General features: G+C 67.3%; 22 protein-coding genes and 1 riboswitch. Of the genes, 10 read left to right on the top strand and 12 right to left on the bottom strand.

Annotated elements, in window-relative coordinates; genetic code table 11:
- Positions 1 to 88 precede the first annotated feature (88 nt).
- Positions 89 to 565 carry a DUF3597 domain-containing protein gene (locus tag LRA89_RS11940; RefSeq protein ID WP_230770328.1) on the top strand — a complete coding sequence of 159 codons (477 nt, stop codon included), beginning with the start codon at positions 89 to 91 and terminating at the stop codon, positions 563 to 565.
- A 136-nt stretch (positions 566 to 701) separates the two neighbouring features.
- Here LRA89_RS11940 and LRA89_RS11935 read toward each other — a convergent pair whose 3' ends face one another.
- The 4 genes from LRA89_RS11935 to LRA89_RS11920 all read right to left on the bottom strand — a co-directional run bounded on the left by LRA89_RS11935 (position 702) and on the right by LRA89_RS11920 (position 3,694).
- A complete protein-coding gene (locus LRA89_RS11935) occupies positions 702 to 2,234 on the bottom strand; it encodes an aminoacyl--tRNA ligase-related protein (protein WP_230770327.1) in 1,533 nt (510 codons plus the stop codon).
- A gap of 111 nt (positions 2,235 to 2,345) precedes the next feature.
- Positions 2,346 to 2,549, bottom strand: a complete 204-nt coding sequence (locus LRA89_RS11930) for a hypothetical protein (protein ID WP_055755534.1) — start codon at positions 2,547 to 2,549, stop codon at positions 2,346 to 2,348.
- Positions 2,550 to 2,795: 246 nt separating this feature from the next.
- On the bottom strand, positions 2,796 to 3,194 hold the full coding sequence (locus LRA89_RS11925; protein WP_230770326.1) for a hypothetical protein: 399 nt from the start codon (positions 3,192 to 3,194) through the stop codon (positions 2,796 to 2,798).
- Between the two features lie 290 nt (positions 3,195 to 3,484).
- The gene (locus LRA89_RS11920) at positions 3,485 to 3,694 is read right to left on the bottom strand and encodes a hypothetical protein (RefSeq protein ID WP_055755316.1); all 210 of its coding nucleotides are present in this window, start codon (positions 3,692 to 3,694) and stop codon (positions 3,485 to 3,487) included.
- Between the two features lie 98 nt (positions 3,695 to 3,792).
- On the opposite strand from LRA89_RS11920, the gene LRA89_RS11915 reads away from it, so the two are divergent.
- Positions 3,793 to 4,743 (top strand): DMT family transporter, encoded by a 951-nt coding sequence (locus tag LRA89_RS11915; protein WP_230770325.1) that lies wholly within the window; start codon positions 3,793 to 3,795, stop codon positions 4,741 to 4,743.
- 56 nt (positions 4,744 to 4,799) lie between these two features.
- Here LRA89_RS11915 and LRA89_RS11910 read toward each other — a convergent pair whose 3' ends face one another.
- From LRA89_RS11910 to LRA89_RS11880, 7 genes are all read right to left on the bottom strand, one after another.
- Entirely contained in the window at positions 4,800 to 5,666 is an 867-nt protein-coding gene (locus LRA89_RS11910) for a formate/nitrite transporter family protein (protein ID WP_230770324.1), read from the bottom strand.
- A gap of 36 nt (positions 5,667 to 5,702) precedes the next feature.
- Positions 5,703 to 6,218: a CcdC protein domain-containing protein gene (locus tag LRA89_RS11905; RefSeq protein ID WP_230770322.1), complete on the bottom strand. Its 516-nt coding sequence runs from the start codon at positions 6,216 to 6,218 to the stop codon at positions 5,703 to 5,705.
- Positions 6,219 to 6,267: 49 nt separating this feature from the next.
- Positions 6,268 to 7,839, bottom strand: a complete 1,572-nt coding sequence (gcvPB, locus tag LRA89_RS11900; protein WP_230770321.1) for an aminomethyl-transferring glycine dehydrogenase subunit GcvPB — start codon at positions 7,837 to 7,839, stop codon at positions 6,268 to 6,270.
- Entirely contained in the window at positions 7,836 to 9,194 is a 1,359-nt protein-coding gene (gene gcvPA, locus LRA89_RS11895; protein WP_230770320.1) for an aminomethyl-transferring glycine dehydrogenase subunit GcvPA, read from the bottom strand. Before gcvPA ends, gcvPB begins: the two co-directional genes overlap by 4 nt.
- A gap of 147 nt (positions 9,195 to 9,341) precedes the next feature.
- Entirely contained in the window at positions 9,342 to 9,713 is a 372-nt protein-coding gene (gcvH, locus tag LRA89_RS11890) for a glycine cleavage system protein GcvH (protein WP_230770319.1), read from the bottom strand.
- 11 nt (positions 9,714 to 9,724) lie between these two features.
- Complete coding sequence (gene gcvT / locus LRA89_RS11885; protein WP_230770317.1) at positions 9,725 to 10,909, bottom strand: glycine cleavage system aminomethyltransferase GcvT; 1,185 nt, start codon at positions 10,907 to 10,909, stop codon at positions 9,725 to 9,727.
- A gap of 178 nt (positions 10,910 to 11,087) precedes the next feature.
- Positions 11,088 to 11,176: riboswitch (glycine riboswitch) on the bottom strand.
- Between the two features lie 306 nt (positions 11,177 to 11,482).
- A complete protein-coding gene (locus tag LRA89_RS11880; RefSeq protein ID WP_230770316.1) occupies positions 11,483 to 12,133 on the bottom strand; it encodes a hypothetical protein in 651 nt (216 codons plus the stop codon).
- A gap of 176 nt (positions 12,134 to 12,309) precedes the next feature.
- On the opposite strand from LRA89_RS11880, the gene ispH reads away from it, so the two are divergent.
- The 7 genes from ispH to LRA89_RS11845 all read left to right on the top strand — a co-directional run bounded on the left by ispH (position 12,310) and on the right by LRA89_RS11845 (position 19,546).
- Positions 12,310 to 13,263, top strand: coding sequence for a 4-hydroxy-3-methylbut-2-enyl diphosphate reductase (ispH, locus tag LRA89_RS11875; protein ID WP_230770315.1), 954 nt, complete (start codon positions 12,310 to 12,312; stop codon positions 13,261 to 13,263).
- On the top strand, positions 13,263 to 14,216 hold the full coding sequence (thrB, locus tag LRA89_RS11870) for a homoserine kinase (protein WP_230770314.1): 954 nt from the start codon (positions 13,263 to 13,265) through the stop codon (positions 14,214 to 14,216). The genes ispH and thrB overlap by 1 nt, the downstream gene beginning before the upstream one ends.
- Positions 14,213 to 14,668: a ribonuclease HI gene (gene rnhA, locus LRA89_RS11865; protein ID WP_055755308.1), complete on the top strand. Its 456-nt coding sequence runs from the start codon at positions 14,213 to 14,215 to the stop codon at positions 14,666 to 14,668. The genes thrB and rnhA overlap by 4 nt, the downstream gene beginning before the upstream one ends.
- Entirely contained in the window at positions 14,665 to 15,879 is a 1,215-nt protein-coding gene (locus LRA89_RS11860; protein ID WP_230770313.1) for a VWA domain-containing protein, read from the top strand. Before rnhA ends, LRA89_RS11860 begins: the two co-directional genes overlap by 4 nt.
- Positions 15,876 to 16,541 (top strand): hypothetical protein, encoded by a 666-nt coding sequence (locus tag LRA89_RS11855; protein ID WP_230770312.1) that lies wholly within the window; start codon positions 15,876 to 15,878, stop codon positions 16,539 to 16,541. Before LRA89_RS11860 ends, LRA89_RS11855 begins: the two co-directional genes overlap by 4 nt.
- Before the next feature lie 142 nt (positions 16,542 to 16,683).
- Positions 16,684 to 18,507, top strand: coding sequence for a M2 family metallopeptidase (locus LRA89_RS11850; protein ID WP_230770832.1), 1,824 nt, complete (start codon positions 16,684 to 16,686; stop codon positions 18,505 to 18,507).
- Positions 18,508 to 18,979: 472 nt separating this feature from the next.
- Positions 18,980 to 19,546, top strand: a complete 567-nt coding sequence (locus LRA89_RS11845; RefSeq protein ID WP_230770311.1) for a TetR/AcrR family transcriptional regulator — start codon at positions 18,980 to 18,982, stop codon at positions 19,544 to 19,546.
- 108 nt (positions 19,547 to 19,654) lie between these two features.
- Here the strand turns inward: LRA89_RS11845 and LRA89_RS11840 are convergent, their stop codons facing one another.
- Complete coding sequence (locus tag LRA89_RS11840) at positions 19,655 to 20,791, bottom strand: alpha/beta hydrolase (protein ID WP_230770310.1); 1,137 nt, start codon at positions 20,789 to 20,791, stop codon at positions 19,655 to 19,657.
- Here LRA89_RS11840 and LRA89_RS11835 point away from each other — a divergent pair.
- Entirely contained in the window at positions 20,688 to 21,575 is an 888-nt protein-coding gene (locus LRA89_RS11835; RefSeq protein ID WP_230770309.1) for a LysR family transcriptional regulator, read from the top strand. The two genes, LRA89_RS11840 and LRA89_RS11835, sit on opposite strands and share 104 nt — an antisense overlap.
- Positions 21,576 to 21,662: the final 87 nt, after the last annotated feature.

The raw sequence follows: 21,662 nt of genomic DNA, 5'->3' as shown, positions 1-21,662 counted from the left end.
GACTTGGCCGCAAACCCAAGCAACAGGGAGCCGATCGCCCGCCCGTCCGTTACGTGGCCCAAGCGACAACCATCCAGAAAGGCCAGTCATGGGCATCTTCGAGCGCATCAAGACGCAGATCTTCGGCAAGGACGGCGGCCCGTTCGGCGACAATTATTTCGGCCAGAAGAAGGACGCGCCCAAACCGGCACCCGCACCCGTGCCGACCCCTGCGCCCGCCCCGGTCCAGCAGCACGCCCCTGCGGCACCCGCCGCACCCGCCGCCCCGGCAGCGCCCGCCATCCCGGCGACCGCCCCCGCCCAGCCGGTCGACGCCCGCGCCGCCATCGCCCGCATCGCCGAGCAGAAGGGCAACCCGCCGCTCAACTGGCAGACGTCGATCGTCGACCTGATGAAGCTGCTCGACCTCGACTCCAGCCTCGACAACCGCAAGGAACTGGCGACCGAGCTGGGATATACCGGCGCCAAGGACGGCAGCGCCGAAATGAACATCTGGCTCCACGCCGCGGTCCTGCGCGAACTCGGCAAGGCCGGCGGGCATGTGCCGGAGAAACTGAAGGACTGATCCACCGTCCCTCTCCCCTTCAGGGGAGAGGGCTACCGAAGCTTGCCAGCTTGCTGGCTAGCGAAGGTCGGGAGAGGGGAAGGCGAGCCAAAGGCTCGCGCGCTTGCCCTGCAAGCGCCCCCTTCCCCCTCAACGATCAATACGCCCGCCCGATCAGCACCCGCTCGACCGCCGCCTCACCGGTAAACACGCACGGCCCCTCGTCGCACCCGGTCTGCCCCAGCGGCGCGTTACGGATCGTGAGTTTCAGCGCCTTCAACCGCTGCACCACCGCGTCGAGCGCCGCACCGGTCGGCTTCGACCAGCGAACATCGACCCAGCCGGGGTTCTTCACACCCGAAGCGAAATGCGCCTCGACTCCGGCCCAGTCGTCGACCGGCACGATGCGCTCACGCAACCGCTCGGTCGACTGCGCCAGCAGCGCGGCCTGAATCTTCGCCAGCGTCGCGCCGACACCGGCCACGAAATCGTCCTTCGCCAGAATCGCCGAATCCAGCTTGCCACCGTCCTTGTACAGCCGGTCGCGCCGCACGACCGACACGTTGCCGCCGGCCATGTCGCGCCCGCCGACCTCGACGATCAGCGGCGCGCCCTTCTTCACCCAGCCCCAGCGCTTGGTCGCCGCCTTGGCGGGCTTCAGATCGAGCAGCGCCCGCACCGGCTCGCCCAGCGCCGACTGCTTGGCGAGCGAAGACTGCAATTCGCGGCAATAGGCGATCAGCGCCTCGTCCTCGGGCGCATCGCGCAGCATCGGCACGATCACCACCTGCCACGGCGCGATCGCGGGCGGCACGCGCAGCCCGTCGTCGTCGCCATGCACCATGATGACCCCGCCGATCATCCGCGTCGACACGCCCCATGACGTGGTGTTCGCCAGTTCGAACTGCCCCTCGCTGTTCTGGAAGCGGATGTTCTGCGCGCTCGCGAAATTGGTGCCGAGGAAGTGCGAGGTGCCCGCCTGCAGCGCCTTGCCGTCCTGCATCATCGCCTCGATCGAATAGGTCGCGACCGCGCCCGGAAACCGCTCGTTTTCGGGCTTTTCGCCGGCGATGACGTGCAGGCCGAGGCAGGTTTCGGCGAACTCGCGGTACACCTCCAGCATTTTCAGCGTTTCCTCGCGCGCCTCCTGCGCGGTGGCGTGCGCGGTATGCCCCTCCTGCCACAGGAACTCGGCGGTGCGCAGGAACATGCGCGTCCGCATCTCCCACCGCACCACGTTCGCCCACTGGTTGATGAGCACCGGCAGGTCGCGCCACGACTGGACCCAGCGCGAAAAGGCGGTGCCGATCACCGTCTCGCTCGTCGGCCGCACGACCAGCGGCTCCTCCAGCTTCGCTTCGGGGTCGGGGATCAGCCCGCCCTTGCCGTCGCCGACCAGCCGGTGGTGCGTGACGACCGCCATCTCCTTGGCGAAGCCGTCGACATGCTCGGCCTCCTTCTCGAAATAGCTCAAGGGGATGAACAGCGGGAAATAGCAGTTCTCATGCCCCGTCGCCTTGATCCGGTCGTCGAGCAGCCGCTGGATACGCTCCCAGATGCCATAGCCCCATGGCCGGATGACCATGCACCCGCGCACCCCGGACTCCTCGGCCAGATCGGCCTCGGCGATGACGGCTTGATACCAGGCGGCGAAATCCTGTTCGCGCGTGACGTTGAGAGCATGCTTCATGGGAATGCGCGATAGCCGCAAAGCGGCGGGTGCCGCAACCGGAGGCGGCGGATCGCGCTCGCCCGCCGCAACCGTCCCCGATCGCGCGGTCGATTCCGCCACGCCGCCGCCTTACCGGTCCTGCCGCCCCCACAGGGCCGGTCCGAACAGCCGGCCAGCGACATAGCCGTAAGAGGCGAAGGCAGCGACGATGGTCGGCAGTGCCGCAATCCGGGTCGCCACCGGCCCCAATCCGAGCGCTGGCAGCATCATGATCGCCGTGAAGGTAAAGACCATCCACGGCAAAGCGAGGACGGACAGACCGAACAGTAACATGAGAAGCCGGGTCGGTCGGGGCGCATCCATCGGGATGGAATACGCCGGCCAGTGCTATCGCTCAACGGGGCGTGCGTTTCGATGCCGGCCGAGACAGAGGGGAGGATTTTCTCAACGCTACGACGCATCGCCACGGACGCGCGAACCAATCATACGCCGACCTGCGCGGCGAATACCCATCGTCCGCGAACGCCTAATTATGTAAACTCTTACCCGGCATGCCACCTCCTGATTGTGAACGGTCATTCAACAAACCGGCACTATTCCGAGATCGATCCCCAGCCGGGCCATGTCCGCGAGGAGATCAACATCGAAAGTCTCTCCAGTGTCGCCGGGGAACCAAGACACATAGTAGCTGACCTCACCGCCGGTACGTCGCAGGTCCCTTATGAATTCGGCGGCATGTTCAAGCTCGACAAGTGTTTGACGAAGGAAATCGGCAAGCTGACCGTCTTCGCTCTCGCCGAGGTCGAATGCGCAATAACTCTCGCGATAGATGCCGGGTAGCGGTGTGCCTTTGGGCGTCTTCCGTTCTTCGCCCACTGTCCAGTATCGACGGGCCGTACGGCCTATCCCGACAATCATCTTCTCTGGATCGACGTCGGGATGTCTGACTCGGAGGGAGACGCTGTACTTGAATGCCATAAGCTCTGATAGCAGGTCCGGTGGTAGACCGCGAACGTCTGGCAACTTGCCCGCACGCCTAAAACATGCAGTCCGCTTTCCAGATGACCGCGCTGCCCGCAACCCAAGGTCGACCAACCCGGCAGGCGCGCCACGCGAAAAAAGCGCTCCGCGCTGGAATTTGGTCCTTGCCGCTCGAGTCAGGCGTCATCCCAGCGAAGGCTGGGATCTCCCGGTGGTAGCGCACCGCAGGAACTGCTCGAGGCCCCAGCCTTCGCTGGGGTGACGTTTCTGGTTCGATGGGTCAAACGCTACTGCATCGTCGTCCCCACGATAGCGACTTCGGCCATGCGCCCGCGACGGCGTTCGATCACCTGCCGCTCGGACAGCGATTTGCCGATCGCGACCCGCGCCGGCGATCTGGCGTCGACTTGGCGCTGGACATAGCCGGCACCTACCGCACCGGTGAGGAACAGGGCACCGAATGCTCCGGCGACGACATACCCGGTACGCTTGTTCATGGTCCATGCCTCCTCGATCGACGGGTTCGCGGGCCATCGCCCGCCTGCACGACGAACCACGATCCTCGCAAAAGGCTCCGTCGCCCCGCCCGACACCGATGCCCGCACCGGCGGTTGTGCGCCGCACCATCACCGCCTACACGCTCCTCATGCCCGGCGACCGTGTTCTCAAGGGGTTGGCGCTTCGCCTGCTCGCCATCTTCTTTCTCTCGACCATGTCGGCGCTGGTGAAGCTGGCCGAGACGCGCGGCGCGTCGCTGCCCGAAACCATGTTCTGGCGGCAATTCTGCGCGTTGCCGGTGGTGCTGGCGTTCGTCGCCGCCGGACCCGGCCTCGCCTCGCTCAAAACTACCCGGTTCAGGGGGCATCTCGCGCGGTCGATGGTCGGGCTGGTCGGCATGGTTTTCACTTTCGGCGCGGTGCTGCTGCTGCCGCTGGCGGAGGCGACGACGTTCCAGTTCACCGTGCCGATCTTCGCGACGTTGCTCGGCGCGCTGGTGCTGCGCGAGGCAACCGGGTGGCAGCGGTGGAGCGCGGTGCTGGTCGGCTTTATCGGCGTGCTGATCGTCGTGCAGCCGGGAAGCAGCCATGTGCCGTTGTTCGGTGCGATCGTCGGGCTGCTCGCCGCGCTGTTCGTCACGATCGTCGCCATCCTGTTGCGCCAGCTTCGCGACGAACCGGCGGGCACCACCGTATTCTGGTTCTCCACGCTGACGCTGCCGTTCATCGCCATCGGCTATGCGTTCGAACTGCGCGGCCACGACTGGCTGACATGGGTCAATCTGGTCGCGATCGGGCTGGTCGGCGGCATGGGGCAGATCGCGCTCACCGCCGCCTCGCGCGCAGCGCCGGTCGCGGCAGTGGTGCCGATGGACTATTCGGGGCTGGTCTGGGCGACGCTCTACGGCTTCGTGCTGTTCGGCGTACTGCCGACGCCGATGACGTGGGTCGGCGCGCCGGTCATCATCATGAGCGGCCTTTTCATCGTCTGGCGCGAACACCGCCTCGGCCGGCAGAAGGTGCGCAGCGCGGTGGCCGAGGACGATTGATCCGCCGCAATGGTGCAGACAGTGCCGAAACACGCCTGCCGATTGCGCCGAAAGTGCTACCGTCGCACCGGATCGCTCTCGATCTCGCCGCGCACCTGCGCATGCGCCAGCAGCGCGAACAACACGCTGCCGCCGACGATATTGCCGCCCAGCACCGGCAGGAAGAACGCCAGCCCCTGTCCCGCTGACAGGTCGCCGTGCAGCATCAGCACCCACATCTCGGCCGATCCGGCGACGATATGCGCAAAGCCGCCAAGGTCGATCAGCCCGGTCAGCAGGATGATGAGCGTCACCTTCTGCCCCTCGGCGCTCGGCAGCGTCCACACCACGCTCGCCAGCAGGATGCCCGCCGGAATGCCAGCAAGGAACCCGGCCATGCCCATATGCTCGAAGATCACCCCGCTCGCTTCGACCAGCTCGCGCGACTGTTCGACACCCAGCCCGCCGAGCATCGCGAACCCGGCAAAGGCGAAGGTGCCGACCAGATTGGCGAGCAGCACGAGCCCCCACAGCCGCAACGTGCGTACCATGTTGCGCGCCGACGGATCGGTCGCCAGCGGCAATACCGCCGACAACGTGCTCTCGGTAAACAACTGCATGCGACCCAGCACCACCACGACGAAGCCGAGCGCATAGCCCAGCGCCTGCAGCAGCGGCGTCCATGGCCCGGCCGGCACCGCGGTTTCCATCACCGCCTTGCCCAGCAGCGACAGGCCGATGACGATGCCGGCGGTCAGCCCCGACCACCACAACGACGCGGCGGGCCGTTCGAGCTCCTCGATCCCCTGCCGCCGGACGATCTCATGGACAATCAGCGCGGAGGCGGCGCGCCGGTCGTCGACGACATCCTCCTGCTCGGGGTCGAGCGCGACCTTGCGCTCCTCATCGTCGATGGCGGCTTCCTGCCGGTCGGGTTCGTTCATCACCCACTCGAACCGATCGCGCGCGGCGGTGTTCCGTCATGCCTTGATCCGCGCCGCCGCCAGCAACGCCCGCGCACGCAGGAACATCTCGATCCGTTGCGCGACGATCAGCCCCCATCCCATCGCCATCAGCGCGTCGGTGACGGTCGCGGCGTTCAGGTGGAGCATCGTCGCCCCGCCATGCGCCATCGCCTGCCGGATGGCGGTCCGCACCAGCAGCAGCGCGACGATGAACAGCAGCGCGGCGGGCGACGGGCGGTGGTTGATCCGGTGCGTCGCCGGATCGATCTCGATCCGCATCAACCGCCCGCGCTGCCACCCCAGCGCCAGGCCGATCCCGAGCGTGACGACACACAGCGCCCAGCCCCAGCCCGATGGCGGCATCGCCGAAAACAACATGGCGGCGATCACCGTGAACAATGCGGGCAACACCCACATCGTCTCCAGCCGCAACCGCCGCATCTTCTGCCCGCGCCACCAGCGCAGGGCGACGACCAGCGCGACGATGCCGATCGGCATCAACGTCGGCAACCAGCCCGTCTGTCCGTTCATAGGTAGCTCCCCCTGCCCCGGCGGTCGATCCGCCGGGGCAGGGTCCAGCTTATTCGGCGGCCTCGGCGGTCGGCAAGGCGTCTTTCCACGCCAGCACCGGCTTGCGCGCGGCCAGCGTCTCGTCCAGTCGGCGGCGCGGCGCGAAATGCGGCGCGGACTTGAGGTCCTGATCGCCCGCCTTCGCCCGTTCCGCGACCGATCGCAGCGCGCCGATGAACTGGTCGAGCGCCGCCTTGCTCTCGGTTTCGGTCGGCTCGACCAGCATCGCGCCATGGACGACCAGCGGGAAATACACCGTCATCGGATGATAGCCCTCGTCGATCAGTCCCTTGGCGACGTCCAGCGTCGAGAAGCCGTCGGCCAGATTGGCATCGCTGAACAGCGCCTCGTGCATGCACGGTCCGCTTTGCCCGAACGGGGCGTCGAGCGTGTCGTCGAGGCTGCGCAGCACGTAATTGGCGTTCAGCACCGCATCCTCCGACACCTGCTTCAACCCGTCGGCCCCGTGGCTGAGGATATAGCTGAGCGCCCGGGTGAACATGCCCATCTGCCCGTGGAAGGCGACCATGCGGCCGAAGCTGTCGGCATGATGCTCGCCCGCCGTCTCTTCCTCGACCAGCACGAACTTGCCGTCCTGCTGCTCGACGAATGGCAGCGGTGCGAACGGCGTCAGCGCCTTCGAGAACACCACCGGCCCCGATCCCGGCCCGCCGCCGCCGTGCGGCGTCGAGAAGGTCTTGTGCAGGTTGATGTGCATCGCATCGACGCCGAGGTCGCCCGGCCGCACCCGGCCGACGATCGCGTTAAAGTTCGCCCCGTCGCAATAGACATAACCGCCCGCCGCATGGACCGCGTCGGAAATGTCCTTCAGGTCGCGCTCGAACAACCCGCAGGTGTTGGGGTTGGTAATCATCACGCCGGCGACGTCGGGACCCAGCCGGTCCTTCAGCGCCTGCGTATCGACCCGGCCGTCGGGGGTGGCGGGAATATCCTCGACCTTGAACCCGGCGAAGGCGGCGGTGGCGGGGTTGGTGCCGTGCGCACTCTCGGGCACCAGGATGACCTTGCGATGCCCCTCGCCGCGCTTCTCCAGCGCTGCCTTGATCGCGAGGATGCCGCACAGCTCGCCATGCGCGCCGGCCTTGGGGCTCATCGCCACCGAATCCATGTTGGTCAGCGTGACCAGCCAGTGCGCGAGCTGATGGATCACCTCCAGCGCACCCTGCACCGTGTCGATCGGCCCCAGCGGGTGGAGATCGGCGAACCCCGGCAGCCGCGCCATCCGTTCGTTGAGACGCGGGTTGTGCTTCATCGTGCAGCTTCCCAGCGGAAACAGCCCGAGGTCGATCGCGTAATTCTGCCGGCTGAGGCGGGTATAGTGGCGCACCGCCTCGGGCTCCGACAGGCCGGGCAGGCCGATCGGCGAGGTGCGGGCATGATTGCCAAGCCGCGAGGCCACGGTAGGAACCTCGTCGATGTCGACGCCGGTCGTCTCGGTCGACCCGATCTCGAAGATCAGCGCCTCTTCGAGCATCAGCGCGCGGTTGCCGGTGAAGGTCGTCCGCGCGTTCGTGGTCGCGTCGCCCATCTCGGGGCGCCAGCCGCTCTGGTTCACGCTCATGCCAGTACCTCCTCAAGCGCGGTCGCCAGCGCCTCAATATCCTCGTCGGTCACGGTTTCGGTGACGGCGACGACCAGCCCGTTCGCAAGGGCTTCCTCGTTCGGATATAGCCGGCCGAGCGACACGCCCGCCAGCACGCCGCGATCGGCCAGCTCGCGCACCACCGGCCGTGCTTCCTTGGACAGCTTCACGGTGAATTCGTTGAAGAAACTGGTGTTGACCAGCTCGACGCCGGGCACCTGTGCCAGCCGGTCGGCCGCCGCGCATGCCCTGGCGTGGTTGACGCTCGCCAGTTGCCGCAGCCCCTTCTCACCCAGCAGCGTCAGGTGGATCGAGAAGGCGAGCGCGCACAGCCCCGAATTGGTGCAGATGTTCGAAGTCGCCTTTTCGCGACGGATATGCTGCTCGCGGGTCGACAGCGTCAGCACGAAACCGCGTTTCCCTTCCGCATCCACCGTCTCGCCGCACAGCCGCCCCGGCATCTGCCGCACCAGCTTGTCCGAACAGGCGAACAGGCCGACATACGGGCCGCCGAACTGGAGGCCGACGCCAAGGCTCTGGCCTTCGCCGACGACGATGTCGGCGCCCAGATTGCCCGGTGCCTCGATCGCGCCCAGCGCGACGGGCTCGGTGACGACCGCGATCAGCAGCGCCTTCACCGCATGCGCCGCTTCGGCGATGCGCTTGAGGTCGGGGATGCGGCCGAGGATGTCGGGATACTGGACGACGACACACGAGGTATCGGCGTCGATCTTGGCGATCACGCGGTCGTCGTCGGTTTCGGCGACCAGCTCGGGCTGCTCCACGTCGAGCACGTCGCCGGTGAACTTCGCCATCGTCGTCGCGACCGAGACGTAATGCGGATGCACCCCGGCGGAGAACACCGCCTTCGCCTTGCGCGTCACCCGCCTGGCCATCGTCACCGCTTCCCAGCAAGCGGTCGACCCGTCGTACATCGACGCATTGGCGACGTCGCAGCCGAGCAGGCGGGCGACCTGGCTCTGGAACTCGAAGAGCATCTGGAGCGTGCCCTGCGCGATTTCCGGCTGGTACGGCGTATAGGCGGTCAGATACTCGCCGCGCTGGATCAAATGATCGACGCTGGCGGGGACATGATGGCGATACGCGCCGCAGCCGAGGAAGAACGGCACCGATCCCGCCGCCACGTTCTTCGCCGCCAGCTTCGAGAGATGGCGTTCGACCGCAAGCTCGCTGGCGTGATTGGGCAGGCCGGGGACCGGACCGTCGAGGCGGGCGGATTCGGGCACGTCGACGAACAGGTCGTCGATGCTGTCGGCACCGATGACGCGCAGCATGTCGGCACGATCGGTCGGGGTCAGGGGCAGGTAGCGCATGATGGTCCTACTAAGCGCCGAACCAGCGGGTCCGTCCTTCCGGCGAAGGCCGGAATCCATGGACACGGGCGGCATCGACAGAGCCGGAGCGGCCCGTATCCATGGGTCCCGGCCTTCGCCGGGACGACGGTGGTTCGGCGGTGGTCGTTACAGCCGGGCGATGTAGTCGGCGTATTTCGCCTCATCCATCAGCTCGCCAAGCTCGCTATCGTCGCGCAGCGTCAGCTTGAAGAACCAGCCTTCACCTTCGGGGTCCTCGTTCACCAGCGCCGGATTGTCGATCAGTTGCGGATTGCCCTCCAGCACGGTGCCCGACGCCGGGGTATAGACGTCCGACGCGGCCTTGACCGACTCGACCACGGCGGCTTCGTCGCCCTTGGTCAACTGGCGGCCTTCGGCGGGCACGTCGACGAACACGATGTCGCCAAGCTGCCCGGCGGCGTATTCGGTGATGCCGACCGTCGCGACTTCACCGTCGACTTCGATCCATTCATGTTCCTGGGTGAAAAAACGGCTCATGGGGTTTCCCTTCAGCGGACGTAACGATGGGGGACGAACGGCATCGGCACGACGCGCGCCTGATGCAGCTTGCCGCGCTGGCGCAGGGTGACGACCCCGCTTTCCGCCAGCGCGGGCGGACAATAGGCCATAGCGATCGGCGCCTGGACGCTGGGGGCGAACCCGCCCGAGGTCACGCGGCCGACGACATTGCCGTCGGCGTCGATCACCTCGGCACCCTCGCGCACCGGCTGCCGCCCCTCGACGATCAGGCCGATACGCTTGGTGGCCGGCCCCTCGGCGCGCTCGGCGAGGATGCGCCCAGCACCGGGGAAGCCGCCTTCCTCGCGGCGGCGCTTCGACAGCGCGAAGCCCAGATCGGCGGCGACCGGCGTCGTCTCGGGGTCGAGGTCGTGGCCGTACAGCGGCAACCCGGCTTCGAGGCGCAGCGAGTCGCGCGCGCCAAGCCCGATCGGCTTCACTTCCGGCTCGGCGGTGATCGCATCGGCAAAGGCTTCCGCCGCGTCGGCCGGCAGCGAGATTTCATAGCCGTCCTCGCCGGTATAGCCCGAGCGGCTGATCCACAGTGCATGCCCCTGCCAGTCGAACGCGCCGGCGGTCATGAACGTCAGCGTGGCGACGCCGGGCACGATCCGGTCGAGCGCGTCGACCGCCTGCGGCCCCTGCACCGCCAGCAAGGCCCGCTCGTCAAGGTGGTTGAGCGTGATGTCGTCGGGCAGGTGTTCGCGCAGATGCGCGATGTCGTCATACTTGGTCGCGCCGTTGACGACCATGTAGAACGCCTCGCCCTCCGCCTCGCCGAACGGCTGCGCTTCGCCCAGCCGCGTGACCATCAGATCGTCGAGGATGCCGCCATTGTCGGCCAGCAGCAGCGAATAGCGCATCTTCGCGGGCTTCAGGATCGCCAGATCGCCGGGCAGCAGCGCCTCCAGCGCGGCGGTCGCGCCCTGCCCATGGATCAGCAACTGACCCATGTGGCTAACGTCGAACAGGCCGGCGGAACTGCGGGTCCACAGATGTTCGGCCATGATGCCATCATACTGGACCGGCATGACATAGCCCGCGAACGGGACCATCCGTCCGCCCTTCGCACGGTGCCATGCGTCGAGCGGCAGCGTCTGCGGCGGCAGATCCTCGACCGGATCGGTGCCATCGGCGCGCAGTTCATGGGCGGGTTCGACGATCAGTTCACTCATGGCCACGTCCTTCGTGATGGGTCCAACGATGCCCGACAAGGCACGGCCGGCCCTGTCCAACATCGCCCCCTCTGTCACGGAACCTGAGAGCTTTCGCATGGGGGCCGGATGCCGACCCTGCACGCTTACCCCTTCGGTGGTCCGACCCTTTGGGTCGTGACGCTTTCCAGAGTATCCTGTACCCCGCGCGGTCCCTGTTGCCTGAGAGATTCCGGGGCGGTTGCTCCTTCGGCGGCGGACACGTCCGCACTCTCCCGCGCGTGGCAGCGGCTGTAAGCCTTGGATGGGGCAAGCTCTGGCTTGGCCCCCGGAATTAGTCAATCGGGAAAGCGGTCCTTATCCTCCGTCATTCCGGCGAAAGCCGAAATCCACGGATACGGGCCGTATCGATCGAAGCGCGACGTCACCTGTCCATGGACCCCGGCCTGCGCCGGGGTGACGGGAGATGTGGCTTGAGCGCGGTGCCAGCCCGCTCCCCCACCCGGCCACCCACAGCGTATCCTGAATGGGTGGCCGGGTGGGGGAGCGGGCTGGCACCGCAAAACGCGCACCGGCGCGTTTTCAAACGGCCGCTTACCGCGTGACGTTGTAGCGCAACTGATCGTCGGTAAGCTGGAAGCCGACCATCGCCTCGAACGTGGCGGCGAGCACCGCCTGGCGGACCGCCGGATCGGACAGCGGATCGACCGCCGCATCCTGGTCCCCCGGGCGGCGGCGGCGGTTGATCTGGTCGCGCGTTGCCTGCGGCAAGGTCGCGGCGGCGCGGTCGACGATCGCGCTGCCCTGTCCCTGCGCCTGCGCGCGGGCCGCGCCGGCGGCGAAGGTCAGCGTCACCTGGCCCAGGCGCTTCGACACCACCTGATTGCCGCCGCGCAGCACGGTGACGAAATACGGCAGCGTCACCGTGCGCGCAGCGTCGGTGCGGGTGCGGCGCGCCTGCACGTCGAAACTCAACGTGCTGGTGATGGTGTCGGCCCCCTCGACGCAGTTGGCGCGCACGTTGGTGAGCGTGGCCACCACGTCGATCGCGCTGGCGTCGCGGCTGGTCGCCGGATCGAACAGGGTGATGTCGCCGGTCCCCGCCGGCACGCCCGCCACGGGGCAAGCCGAACGGACCGCCGAGACGCCGACGCCCTGCGACGTATCGAGCTCGCCCGAACGCTTGCAGCCGGCAAGGGCAAGAGTGGCGAAAAGGGCGATGGCGACGGGATGGCGGAGGGTCACGGGAACGGGCTACCTTATGCACGGGTGCGGCGGTGCCGCGCCTCCTGACAGGCCCGCTTCATAGGAACCGGCTTTCGCGCGTGCAAGCAATCGCGTGTTTTGGGACGGCACCGGCCCGCTCGCCCCGGCCCGCCACGACTTGGCGTGCCACCAAACAAGCTGTAAGCGCTGGAGCCATGACCGAACCCACCCGCCCCGTCATCGAACTCCTGATCGCGGCCCCGCGCGGTTTCTGCGCCGGCGTCGATCGCGCCATCCAGATCGTCGAGCTGGCGATCCAGAAGCACGGCGCGCCGGTCTATGTCCGGCACGAGATCGTCCACAACAAGTTCGTCGTCGATTCGCTGCGCGCCAAGGGCGCGGTGTTCGTCGAGGAACTGGATCAGGTGCCCGATGGCGTGCCGGTCGTGTTCTCGGCGCATGGCGTGCCCAAGTCGGTGCCCACGGCGGCGAGCCAGCGCGGGCTCGAATATCTCGACGCCACCTGCCCGCTGGTGTCGAAGGTCCACCGGCAAGCCGAACGGCTGGTCGCGTCGGGCCGCCACATCCTGTTCGTCGGCCATGCCGGCCACCCGGAAGTGATCGGCACGTTCGGACAGGTGCCCGAGGGGCAGATGACGCTGATCGAAACGGTCGAGGATGTCGCCACGCTGACCCCGGCCGATCCCGACAACCTCGCCTTCCTGACGCAGACGACGCTGTCGGTCGACGACACCCGCGCGATCGTGGAGGCGACGATCGCGCGCTTCCCGACCATTATCGCGCCCAAGGCCGACGACATCTGCTACGCCACCTCTAACCGGCAGGCGGCGGTCAAGGCGATCGCGCAGAGCTGCGACATGATGCTGGTGATCGGCGCGCCCAATTCGTCCAATTCGGTACGGCTGGTCGAAGTCGCCGAGCGCGAGGGCACACGCGCGCGGCTGATCCAGCGCGCGGTCGATCTCGACTTCGCATGGCTCGACGGCGTCGGCACGCTCGGCATCACCGCCGGGGCCTCGGCCCCCGAGGTGCTGGTGCGCGAAGTGGTCGACCGGATCGCCGAGCGGTTCGAGGTCAGCGAGCGCGAGGTCGAGATGACGCGCGAGACGATCGCCTTCAAACTGCCGCGTGGCCTCGAAGCCGCCTGATGGCCGTCTATACGCAGGTGTCGGCGGAGGCGCTCGGCCGCTTCCTGTCGGGCTATGACCATGGCGATCTGGTATCGGCCAAGGGCATTGCCGAGGGGGTGGAGAACAGCAACTATCTGGTCGACACCACGACCGGACGGTTCATCCTGACGCTGTACGAAAAGCGCGTGGAATTGGGCGACCTGCCGTTCTTCTTCGCGATGACCGACGCACTGGCCGACACCGGCAACCCGGTCCCGCGCGCATTGCCCGACCGCGACGGTCAGGTGATCCAGACACTGGAGGGCCGTCCGGCCTGCCTGATCGAATTCCTGCCCGGCGTTTCGGTCAGCCATCCGACGCCCGGACAGGCGCATGCGGCGGGCGCGGCGCTGGGCGCACTGCACGCGGGCCTGACCGATTTCGCACCGGTGCGGACCAATTCGATGGGCGTGGCGGCATGGCCCGGGCTGTACGCCGACTGCGCCGATCAGCTCGACACGATCCAGCCGGGGCTCCGCGCGCGGGTCGGGGATGCGCTGGACGCGGTGATCGCGGCATGGCCGGACGATCTGCCGACCGGTGCGATCCATGCCGACCTGTTCCCCGACAATGTGCTGATGCTCGGCGACCGGGTCACGGGGCTGATCGATTTCTATTTCGCCTGTACCGACATCCGCGCCTATGACGTCGCGATCACCCATTCGGCGTGGAGCTTCGATGCCGCCGGTACGCCGATCGATCCGGCGGTCGGGCGGGCGCTGCTGGCGGGCTATGCCACGCGCGCGGACCTGTCGGATGCGGAGGTCGCCGCGCTGCCGCTGCTGGCGCGGGGGGCCTGTCTGCGCTTCCTGCTGACCCGCGCATGGGACTGGATCAACACGCCCGCCGACGCGCTGGTGACGCGCAAGGACCCGCTGGCCTATCTGCGCCGGCTGGAATGGTATGAAGCCAACCCACGGGCCTTTGCATGAGCGAGACCGCCGAACTCCCCCGCGTCGAGATCGCGACCGATGGCGCGTGCAAGGGCAATCCGGGTCCCGGCGGCTGGGGCGCGGTGCTGCGTGCCGCCGACGGGCGCGAGCGCGAATTGTCGGGTGGCGAGTCGGTCACGACCAACAACCGCATGGAGTTGATGGCGGCGATCGAGGGGCTGAACGCGCTGAAACGCCCGTGCCGGGTGATCCTGTCGACCGACAGCCGCTATGTGATGGACGGCCTGACCAAGTGGATCAAGGGCTGGCAGAAGAACGGCTGGAAGACCGCCGCAAAGCAGCCGGTCAAGAACGCCGAGCTGTGGCAGGCGCTGCTCGCCGCCGCCAAGCCGCATCGCATCGAATGGACGTGGGTGAAGGGCCATGCCGGCCACCCCGACAACGAGCGCGCCGACAAGCTGGCGAGCGACGCGGCGGTGGCACAGCGATGACCCGCGCGATGGTGCCCGGCGAGCGCGCGCCCATCGCCGCGCTGACGGCGAAGCGGACGATCGAGATCGTCGTCGAGCATAGCCCAAGCGACATCGACATCGCCGCCTTCGGTCTTGGCGCCGATGGCCGGATCGGCGACGACCGCTATGTCGTGCTGTTCAGCAACCGCCGCAGTCCCGAGGGCGCGATCGGAATCGATCCGCAAGCCGGGCGGAGCGTGCTGACGATCGCGCTCGACGCACTGCCGGCGTCGATCGCCCGGATCGCGATCACCGCCGCGCATGACACGCTGGCGCTGGGTCGTGCGCGGCTGTCGGTGCGGGTCGCCGATGCGGTGACGATCGAGGCGACCGGCCTCGGCGACGAGCGCGCGGTGACGCTGCTCGACCTGTATCGGCATGGCGGCGACTGGCGCGTCGCGGCGGTGGTACAGGGGTTCGCCGAGGGGCTGGCGGCGCTGGTGCGGCATCTGGGCGGCGAGGTGGCGGAGGATGCGCCGCCGCCTGCCCCGCCGGTATCGCTGTCGAAGGTCGACCTGCGCAAGCAGCAGGTCGGCGTCACGCTCGCCAAGCTCGGCATCGACGGCGTGCGCGCCGAGGTGCTGCTGGTGATCGACGCCAGCGGATCGATGGCGCGGCTGTTCGCCGATGGCACGGTGCAGGAGACGGTCGAGCGGATCGTACCGGTGGCGCTGCGGCTGGACGACGACGGCAGGCTCGATACGTGGTTCTATGCCGCCAAATGCCGGCAGGTCGATCCGCTGGATGCCGGCAACGTCGAGGGCTTCGTCGCGCGCACCCTGCCCTATCCAGGCGCCAAGGTCGCCGGCGGTCCGGGGATCGGCGCGGGCAACAACGAACCATTGGTGATGGAGGCGATCCTCGCCCGCGAACCGGCGCGGCGGACGCAGCCGCTGCTGATCCTGTTCCTGACCGACGGCGGCATTTCGGGCAGCAAGTCCGAGGCGATCAAGGACCTGCTGCGCCGCACGTCCGACCGGGCGATCTTCTGGCAATATGTCGGCATCGGCCGCGCGGGCTATGGCATCCTGCGCGATCTCGACACGATCGACGGGCGGCTGGTCGACAATGCCGGCTTCTTCGCGGTCGATGATCTGGCGCAGATAGGCGACGAGGAGCTGTACCGGCGGCTGCTCGGCGAGTTTCCGGCATGGTTGAAGGCGGCGCGTGCCGCAGGAGTATTGGCATGATCCCGCGCGTCCTGATCGATACCGCGAAGGTGCCGGGCGACGGCGTCGAACTGCGGCTGGTGCAGCGTGGCGATGACTTCATGATCGTGCTCGACCGCAACGAGTTGATGAGCAGTCGCATGTCGGCGTCGGAGGAGGCGCTGGCCGATCTGGGCTGTGCGCATCTTCGCCAGAGCAAGCGGGCGCGCGTGCTGATCGGCGGCCTCGGCATGGGGTTCACGCTGCGCCGCGCGCTCGCCATCCTGCCGGCCGATGCCGAGATCGTCGTCGCCGAACTGGTGCCCGAGATCGTGACATGGGCGCGCGGGCCGCTGGCGCACATCTTCGACGGGTGCCTCGACGATCCGCGGGTGTCGATCGTGCTGGGCGACGTGGCACTGGGGATCGGCAGCGGCGGGTGGGATGCGATCCTGCTCGACGTCGACAACGGTCCCGACGGCCTGACCCATGCCGGCAACGACAAGCTGTATTCGGAGCGGGGGCTGCGCATCGCGCGGGCGGGGTTGCGCGAGCGGGGCGTGCTGGCGATCTGGTCGGCCTATGCCGATGCGGCGTTCACGAAGCGGCTGAAGGATTGCGGCTACGCGGTCGACGAGCAGGTCGTGCGGGCGCGCGGCACCAAGGGCGCGCGACACGTCATCTGGCTGGCCGGGCGGCGTTAGGTCCGAATTGCTCCCCTCCCTGACAAGGGAGGGGAGAAGCGCGACATCCCCTTGATGGCCCATCCAGCCCTTGACGGCGGCAGCGAGGCGAGAGCAGTTTCACGCGATACCTTCCCTGTTCCGAGGACCTGTCGCCTTGACCCTGCGTACCGCCGTTTCCGCCATCGCCCTGACGCTCGCCACCCCGGCACTGGCGCAGCAGGCCCCCGCCCCCTCCCCAGCCACGCCGCCGACCGCGGCCGATGCCGACCGCTTCGTCGCCTCTACCGAAAAGGCGATGTTCGACTATTCGATCGATGCCCAGCGGATCGCATGGGTCAACGCGACCTATATCACCGACGATACCGATGCGCTGGCGGCGCGATCAGGGGCGATCGGCACCGAGATGGCGGTGAAATATGCGCTGGAATCGGCGCGCTATGCCGGCATCCGGGGACTGTCCCCCAACACCGCGCGCAAGATCGGCATCCTGCGCTCGGCGATCGTGCTGCCCGCCCCCACCACGCCGGGGGCGGCGACCGAACTGGCGAACATCTCGACGAAACTGTCGTCGGCGTACGGCAAGGGCAAGGGGACGCTGGGCGGCCAGCCGATCAACGGATCGGACATCGAGGCGGCGATGGGCACCACCCGCGATCCGGCCAAGTTGCAGGAGATGTGGGTAAGCTGGCACGACAACGTCGGCGCGCCGATGCGCAAGGACTATCAGCGGCTCGTCACCATCGCCAATGCCGGGTCGAAGGAACTGGGGTTCAGGGATACCGGCGCGATGTGGCGGTCGGGATATGACATGCCCGCCGACGATTTCGCCAAGCTGACCGACCAGTTGTGGAAGGAAGTCGAGCCGCTCTACCAGTCGCTCCACACCTATGTCCGGTGGAAGCTCAACGAGAAATACGGCGACGGGGTGCAGGGCAGGACCGGACCGATCCGCGCCGACCTGCTCGGCAACATGTGGGCGCAGGAATGGGGCGGCATCTACGACATCGTCGCCCCCGCCGGATCGGGCGACCTGGGCTATGAGATCGGCGATCTGCTCAAGGCCAAGAACTATGACCCGGTGAAGATGGTGCGGACCGGCGAGGGCTTCTATTCCTCGCTGGGCTTCCAGCCGTTGCCGCAGACCTTCTGGGACCGGTCGCAGATCGTGAAGCCGGCCGACCGCGAGGTGATCTGCCACGCATCGGCATGGGACATCGACAACAAGGACGATATTCGCATCAAGATGTGTACGAAGGTCAATTCGGATGACTTCGTGACGATCCACCATGAGCTGGGCCACAATTACTACCAGCGCGCGTACAAGAACCAGCCGTATCTCTACTTGAACGGTGCGAACGACGGATTCCACGAGGCGATCGGCGATTTCGTCGCGCTGTCGATCACGCCCGATTATCTGGTGAGCATCGGCCTGCTCGACCGGGCGAAGGTGCCGGGGCCGGACAAGGACATCGGCCTGCTGCTGCGGCAGGCGATGGACAAGGTCGCGTTCCTGCCCTTCGGCCTGTTGATGGACAAGTGGCGCTGGGGCGTGTTTTCGGGCGAGATCGCGCCGGGCGACTACCAGAAGGCGTGGGATGCGCTGCGGTTGGAATATCAGGGGATCAAGGCGCCGGTGGCGCGCGACGAGAGCAAATTCGATCCGGGGGCAAAGTACCACATCCCGGCGTCGACGCCGTACATGCGCTATTTCCTCGCGCGCATCCTCCAGTTCCAGTTCTACAAGGCGGCGTGCGATCAGGCCGGGTGGAAGGGGCCGCTCCACCGCTGCTCCTTCTATGGCGACAAGCAGGTGGGCCAGCGGCTGAACGCGATGCTGGAGATGGGCGCGTCGAAGCCGTGGCCCGATGCGTTGCAGGCGTTCACCGGCACTAGGGCGATGTCGGGCAAGGCGATGGTCGACTATTTCGCGCCATTGAAGGCGTGGCTGGATCAGCAGAACAAGGGCAAGCCGACGGGGTGGTAAGACGCGCCGGGCAAGGCGCAGCGGAAGCTGCACCACGCCGCATAAGGCGCGTCCGGCCGGCGGCGCACCCAGCGCCGACCGACGGCATGGGCTTTGCCCATGACGGTCCAAAGTTTACCGACGCGCCGGGCAAGGTGCAGCGAAAGCTGCACCACGCCGCACAAGGCGCGTCCGGCCGGCGGCGCATCCAGCGCCGACCGACGGCATGGGCTTTGCCCATGACGCGCCAAAGTTTACAAAGTTTACACTAACGACGCATGGCGTTGCGAATGCTTCTCAACTCGCAACGCCATGGCCGCACATCGCGGCGAGCGTTTTTCGGACAGACGGACGGTAGAAGGAGCGGGGCTGGTCGGGCCACCGGCGATCCTGCCATGGTGCCGCCGCTGTAGGACAGCCACCATGCGGGGTTTCGCGTTCGGTTTCGATTCCCTACCCAGCGGCGATGGTGACGAACGAAACGAATGATCCGGTGGCACGCCCCCTGCGCAGCGACGCGGCGATGCGGCGCGAGGCGTTGATCGAGGCGGCGGCGGTGTGTTTCCGCGAGGATGGCTATCGCGTGCCGTTCGAGGCGGTGGCGGCGCGCGCCGGGGTGGGACGCGGCACGCTGTACCGCAACTTCAAGGATCGCGAGGCGCTGGCGCTCGCCATCTTCTCGCGCGAGGTCGACCGGATGGCGGCGGCGATCGATCCGGCGGTGCCATTCGACGCAACGTTCGAGCGCATCCTGCACGAAGGCGCGCCGACGCTGACGCTGTTCGGGCGGATTTCGGCCGAACTGCTGGCCGATGGCGAGAACCGCGCGGCGTTCCTGGCGCTGGGCGACCGGATGGAGACCGTACTGGCCCCGGTGCTCGCCGCCGCGCAGACACGGGGCGAGGTGGCAGGCGGCGTGACTCCGCGCGACGTGGTGCTGGCGCTCAGGATGGTCGGCGGGCTGCTGCGATCGTTCTTCACGCCGGCGGAAGTGGCGGAGACGATCGGCGCGGCGGCGCGGCTGCTGCTGGGGGGAATGCGGCCGCGGCCTGGCCGATGATCGCCGTTTTGCATTATGCGCGGCGCCGAATCGGGAACGGCGTTCGCATCAACCGATAGCAGACGGGAAACGCGCCACGCATGACCCATGCGCGGCGCGTCTCGCTGCCTACTTCGCCAGCGCCGTGGTGATGGCTTGATCGAGAAACGCCGCCGCGTTTGCGATTGCCGCCTGCCCTTCGGCCAGTTCGGCATGGAACATGTGCCAGACGTGGAACATGCCCGGCCATATTTCCAGCGAGACGCGGACGCGGTTCTCGCCCAGATGCGCCGCGAGGCGGATGGCGTCGCTCAGCATCAGTTCGCTTTCGCCGATCTGTACGATGATGGGTGGCAGGCCACGGACATCGGCGAAGACCGGCGATGCCTCCGGGCTGTTCGGCAGCGCGTCGCCCAGGAAGGTCCGGGCCATCAGGTCAAGGCCGGCCTTGGTGTTCAGCCGGTCCAGTCCCTCGCGATTGAACATCGACGCGCCGGTGTGTTCAAGGTTCGCCCAGGGCGAGAGCGCCGCCCCGCCCGCCGGGAGCGGTACGCCGGCGTTGCGCGCCATGACCATGACCGAAACCACCATCGCCCCGCCCGCCGAATCGCCCGCGAACGTTACCGATTCGGGATTCTGTCCCTGGTCGATCAGCCAACGATAGGCCGCGAACGTATCCTCGATCGGAACGGGAAATGCGTGTTCCGGCGCCAGTCGGTAATCCGGCAGGTAGACGCGCGCCTTCATCGCCGTTGCGAAGGCAGCCGCCAGCCCGTGATAGCCACCCGGCCCGCCGACGATGTACGCGCCGCCGTGGATGTAGAAGAGCACGCGGTCGCCCTGAACATCCTTGGGCGTGACAAGCGTCGCGGGGACGCCGCCCATGTTGACCTGTTCGATGCGCACGTCGGCGGATGTCGGATGCTCGGCCATCTTGCGGACGTAGGATTCGCGGATTTCATCGATCGTCACAGCGGTATTCTCGCCGAGGATGACGGGGCCGAGGTCCTGCAGGCTTTCGGCCCATTGGTTGAGGCGGTGCGTCACGGTGTCGTTGAAAGCCATGGTAGTTGATCCTGATGCCGTTAATCTGTTCAGATCATTAATATAGGCGATTGATTGGCGAGCGGGCGTCGACACTGCGGAGGAAGGGGAGCGTCTCATGGCACCGGGGAATATCAACGACATCGTCGCCTTTGTGGCGGCGGCCGAAGCGGGCAGCTTCGTCAGGGCCGCACGCGCGCGATCAATGACGCGGTCCGGCATCGCCAAGAGCGTGGCGCGGCTGGAGGATCGGCTGGGCGTCCGGCTGTTCCACCGTACGACGCGCAGCCTCGGGCTGACCGACGACGGCCGCGTCTTCCTCGATCGCTGCACGCAGATCCTCGCAGATCTCGACGAAGCGGAATCATCGATGTCGGATGGCGGCGGGCAGCCCCAGGGTCTGTTCCGGATGACCGCGCCGATGACGTTCGGGCGACTCATGGTCCTGCCGCTGCTCAACGACTTTCTTGCGTCGTGGCCGAGGCTCAAGGCGGACGTGAGCTTCACGGACCGGGTCAGCGACATCATCGAGGACGGTATCGATCTTGCCATCCGCATCGGCGAAACCCGCGAAAATACCAGCCTCATCGCCAGAACCCTGACCCATCAGCATGACCTGATCGTCGCGAGCCCGGCCTATCTGTCGGCCAATCCGGCACCACGGCATCCCGACGATCTGATGGGCCACCATTGCCTGAACTATGTGAGCGCCGGCAGGAAGCGGGCCTGGCGTTTCGCGATCGAGGGCAGGACCGTGGCAGTAAGGCCGCGATCCCGGCTTTCGCTCGACAGCGGCGAGGCGTTGCGCGACGCGGCCGTCGCGGGGGCGGGGCTGGCGTTCCTGCCCAGTTACGTCGTCGATCGCGATCTGGCCGATGGCCGGCTGATCGCATTATTATCGGACTATGCCGCACCCCCGGTGCCGATCAGCGCGATCTATCCCAGTCGTCGCCACCTTGCCCCGAAAGTCCGGCGCTTCATCGATCTGCTGGCGCAGAATATATGACGTCCGGCATCCCGCTGCCCGCCCGTACCGGCGGTCCCCGACCTCCATCACCTGGCGGGCATCGTCGCGGCGTTACGGCCGGCCGGA

The sequence above is a fragment of the Sphingomonas sp. Leaf4 genome, from assembly GCF_920939515.1.
Lineage (GTDB): Bacteria > Pseudomonadota > Alphaproteobacteria > Sphingomonadales > Sphingomonadaceae > Sphingomonas.
The sequence above is the reverse complement of the archived record's forward strand: the minus strand, read 5'-3'. Positions and strand labels throughout refer to the sequence as shown.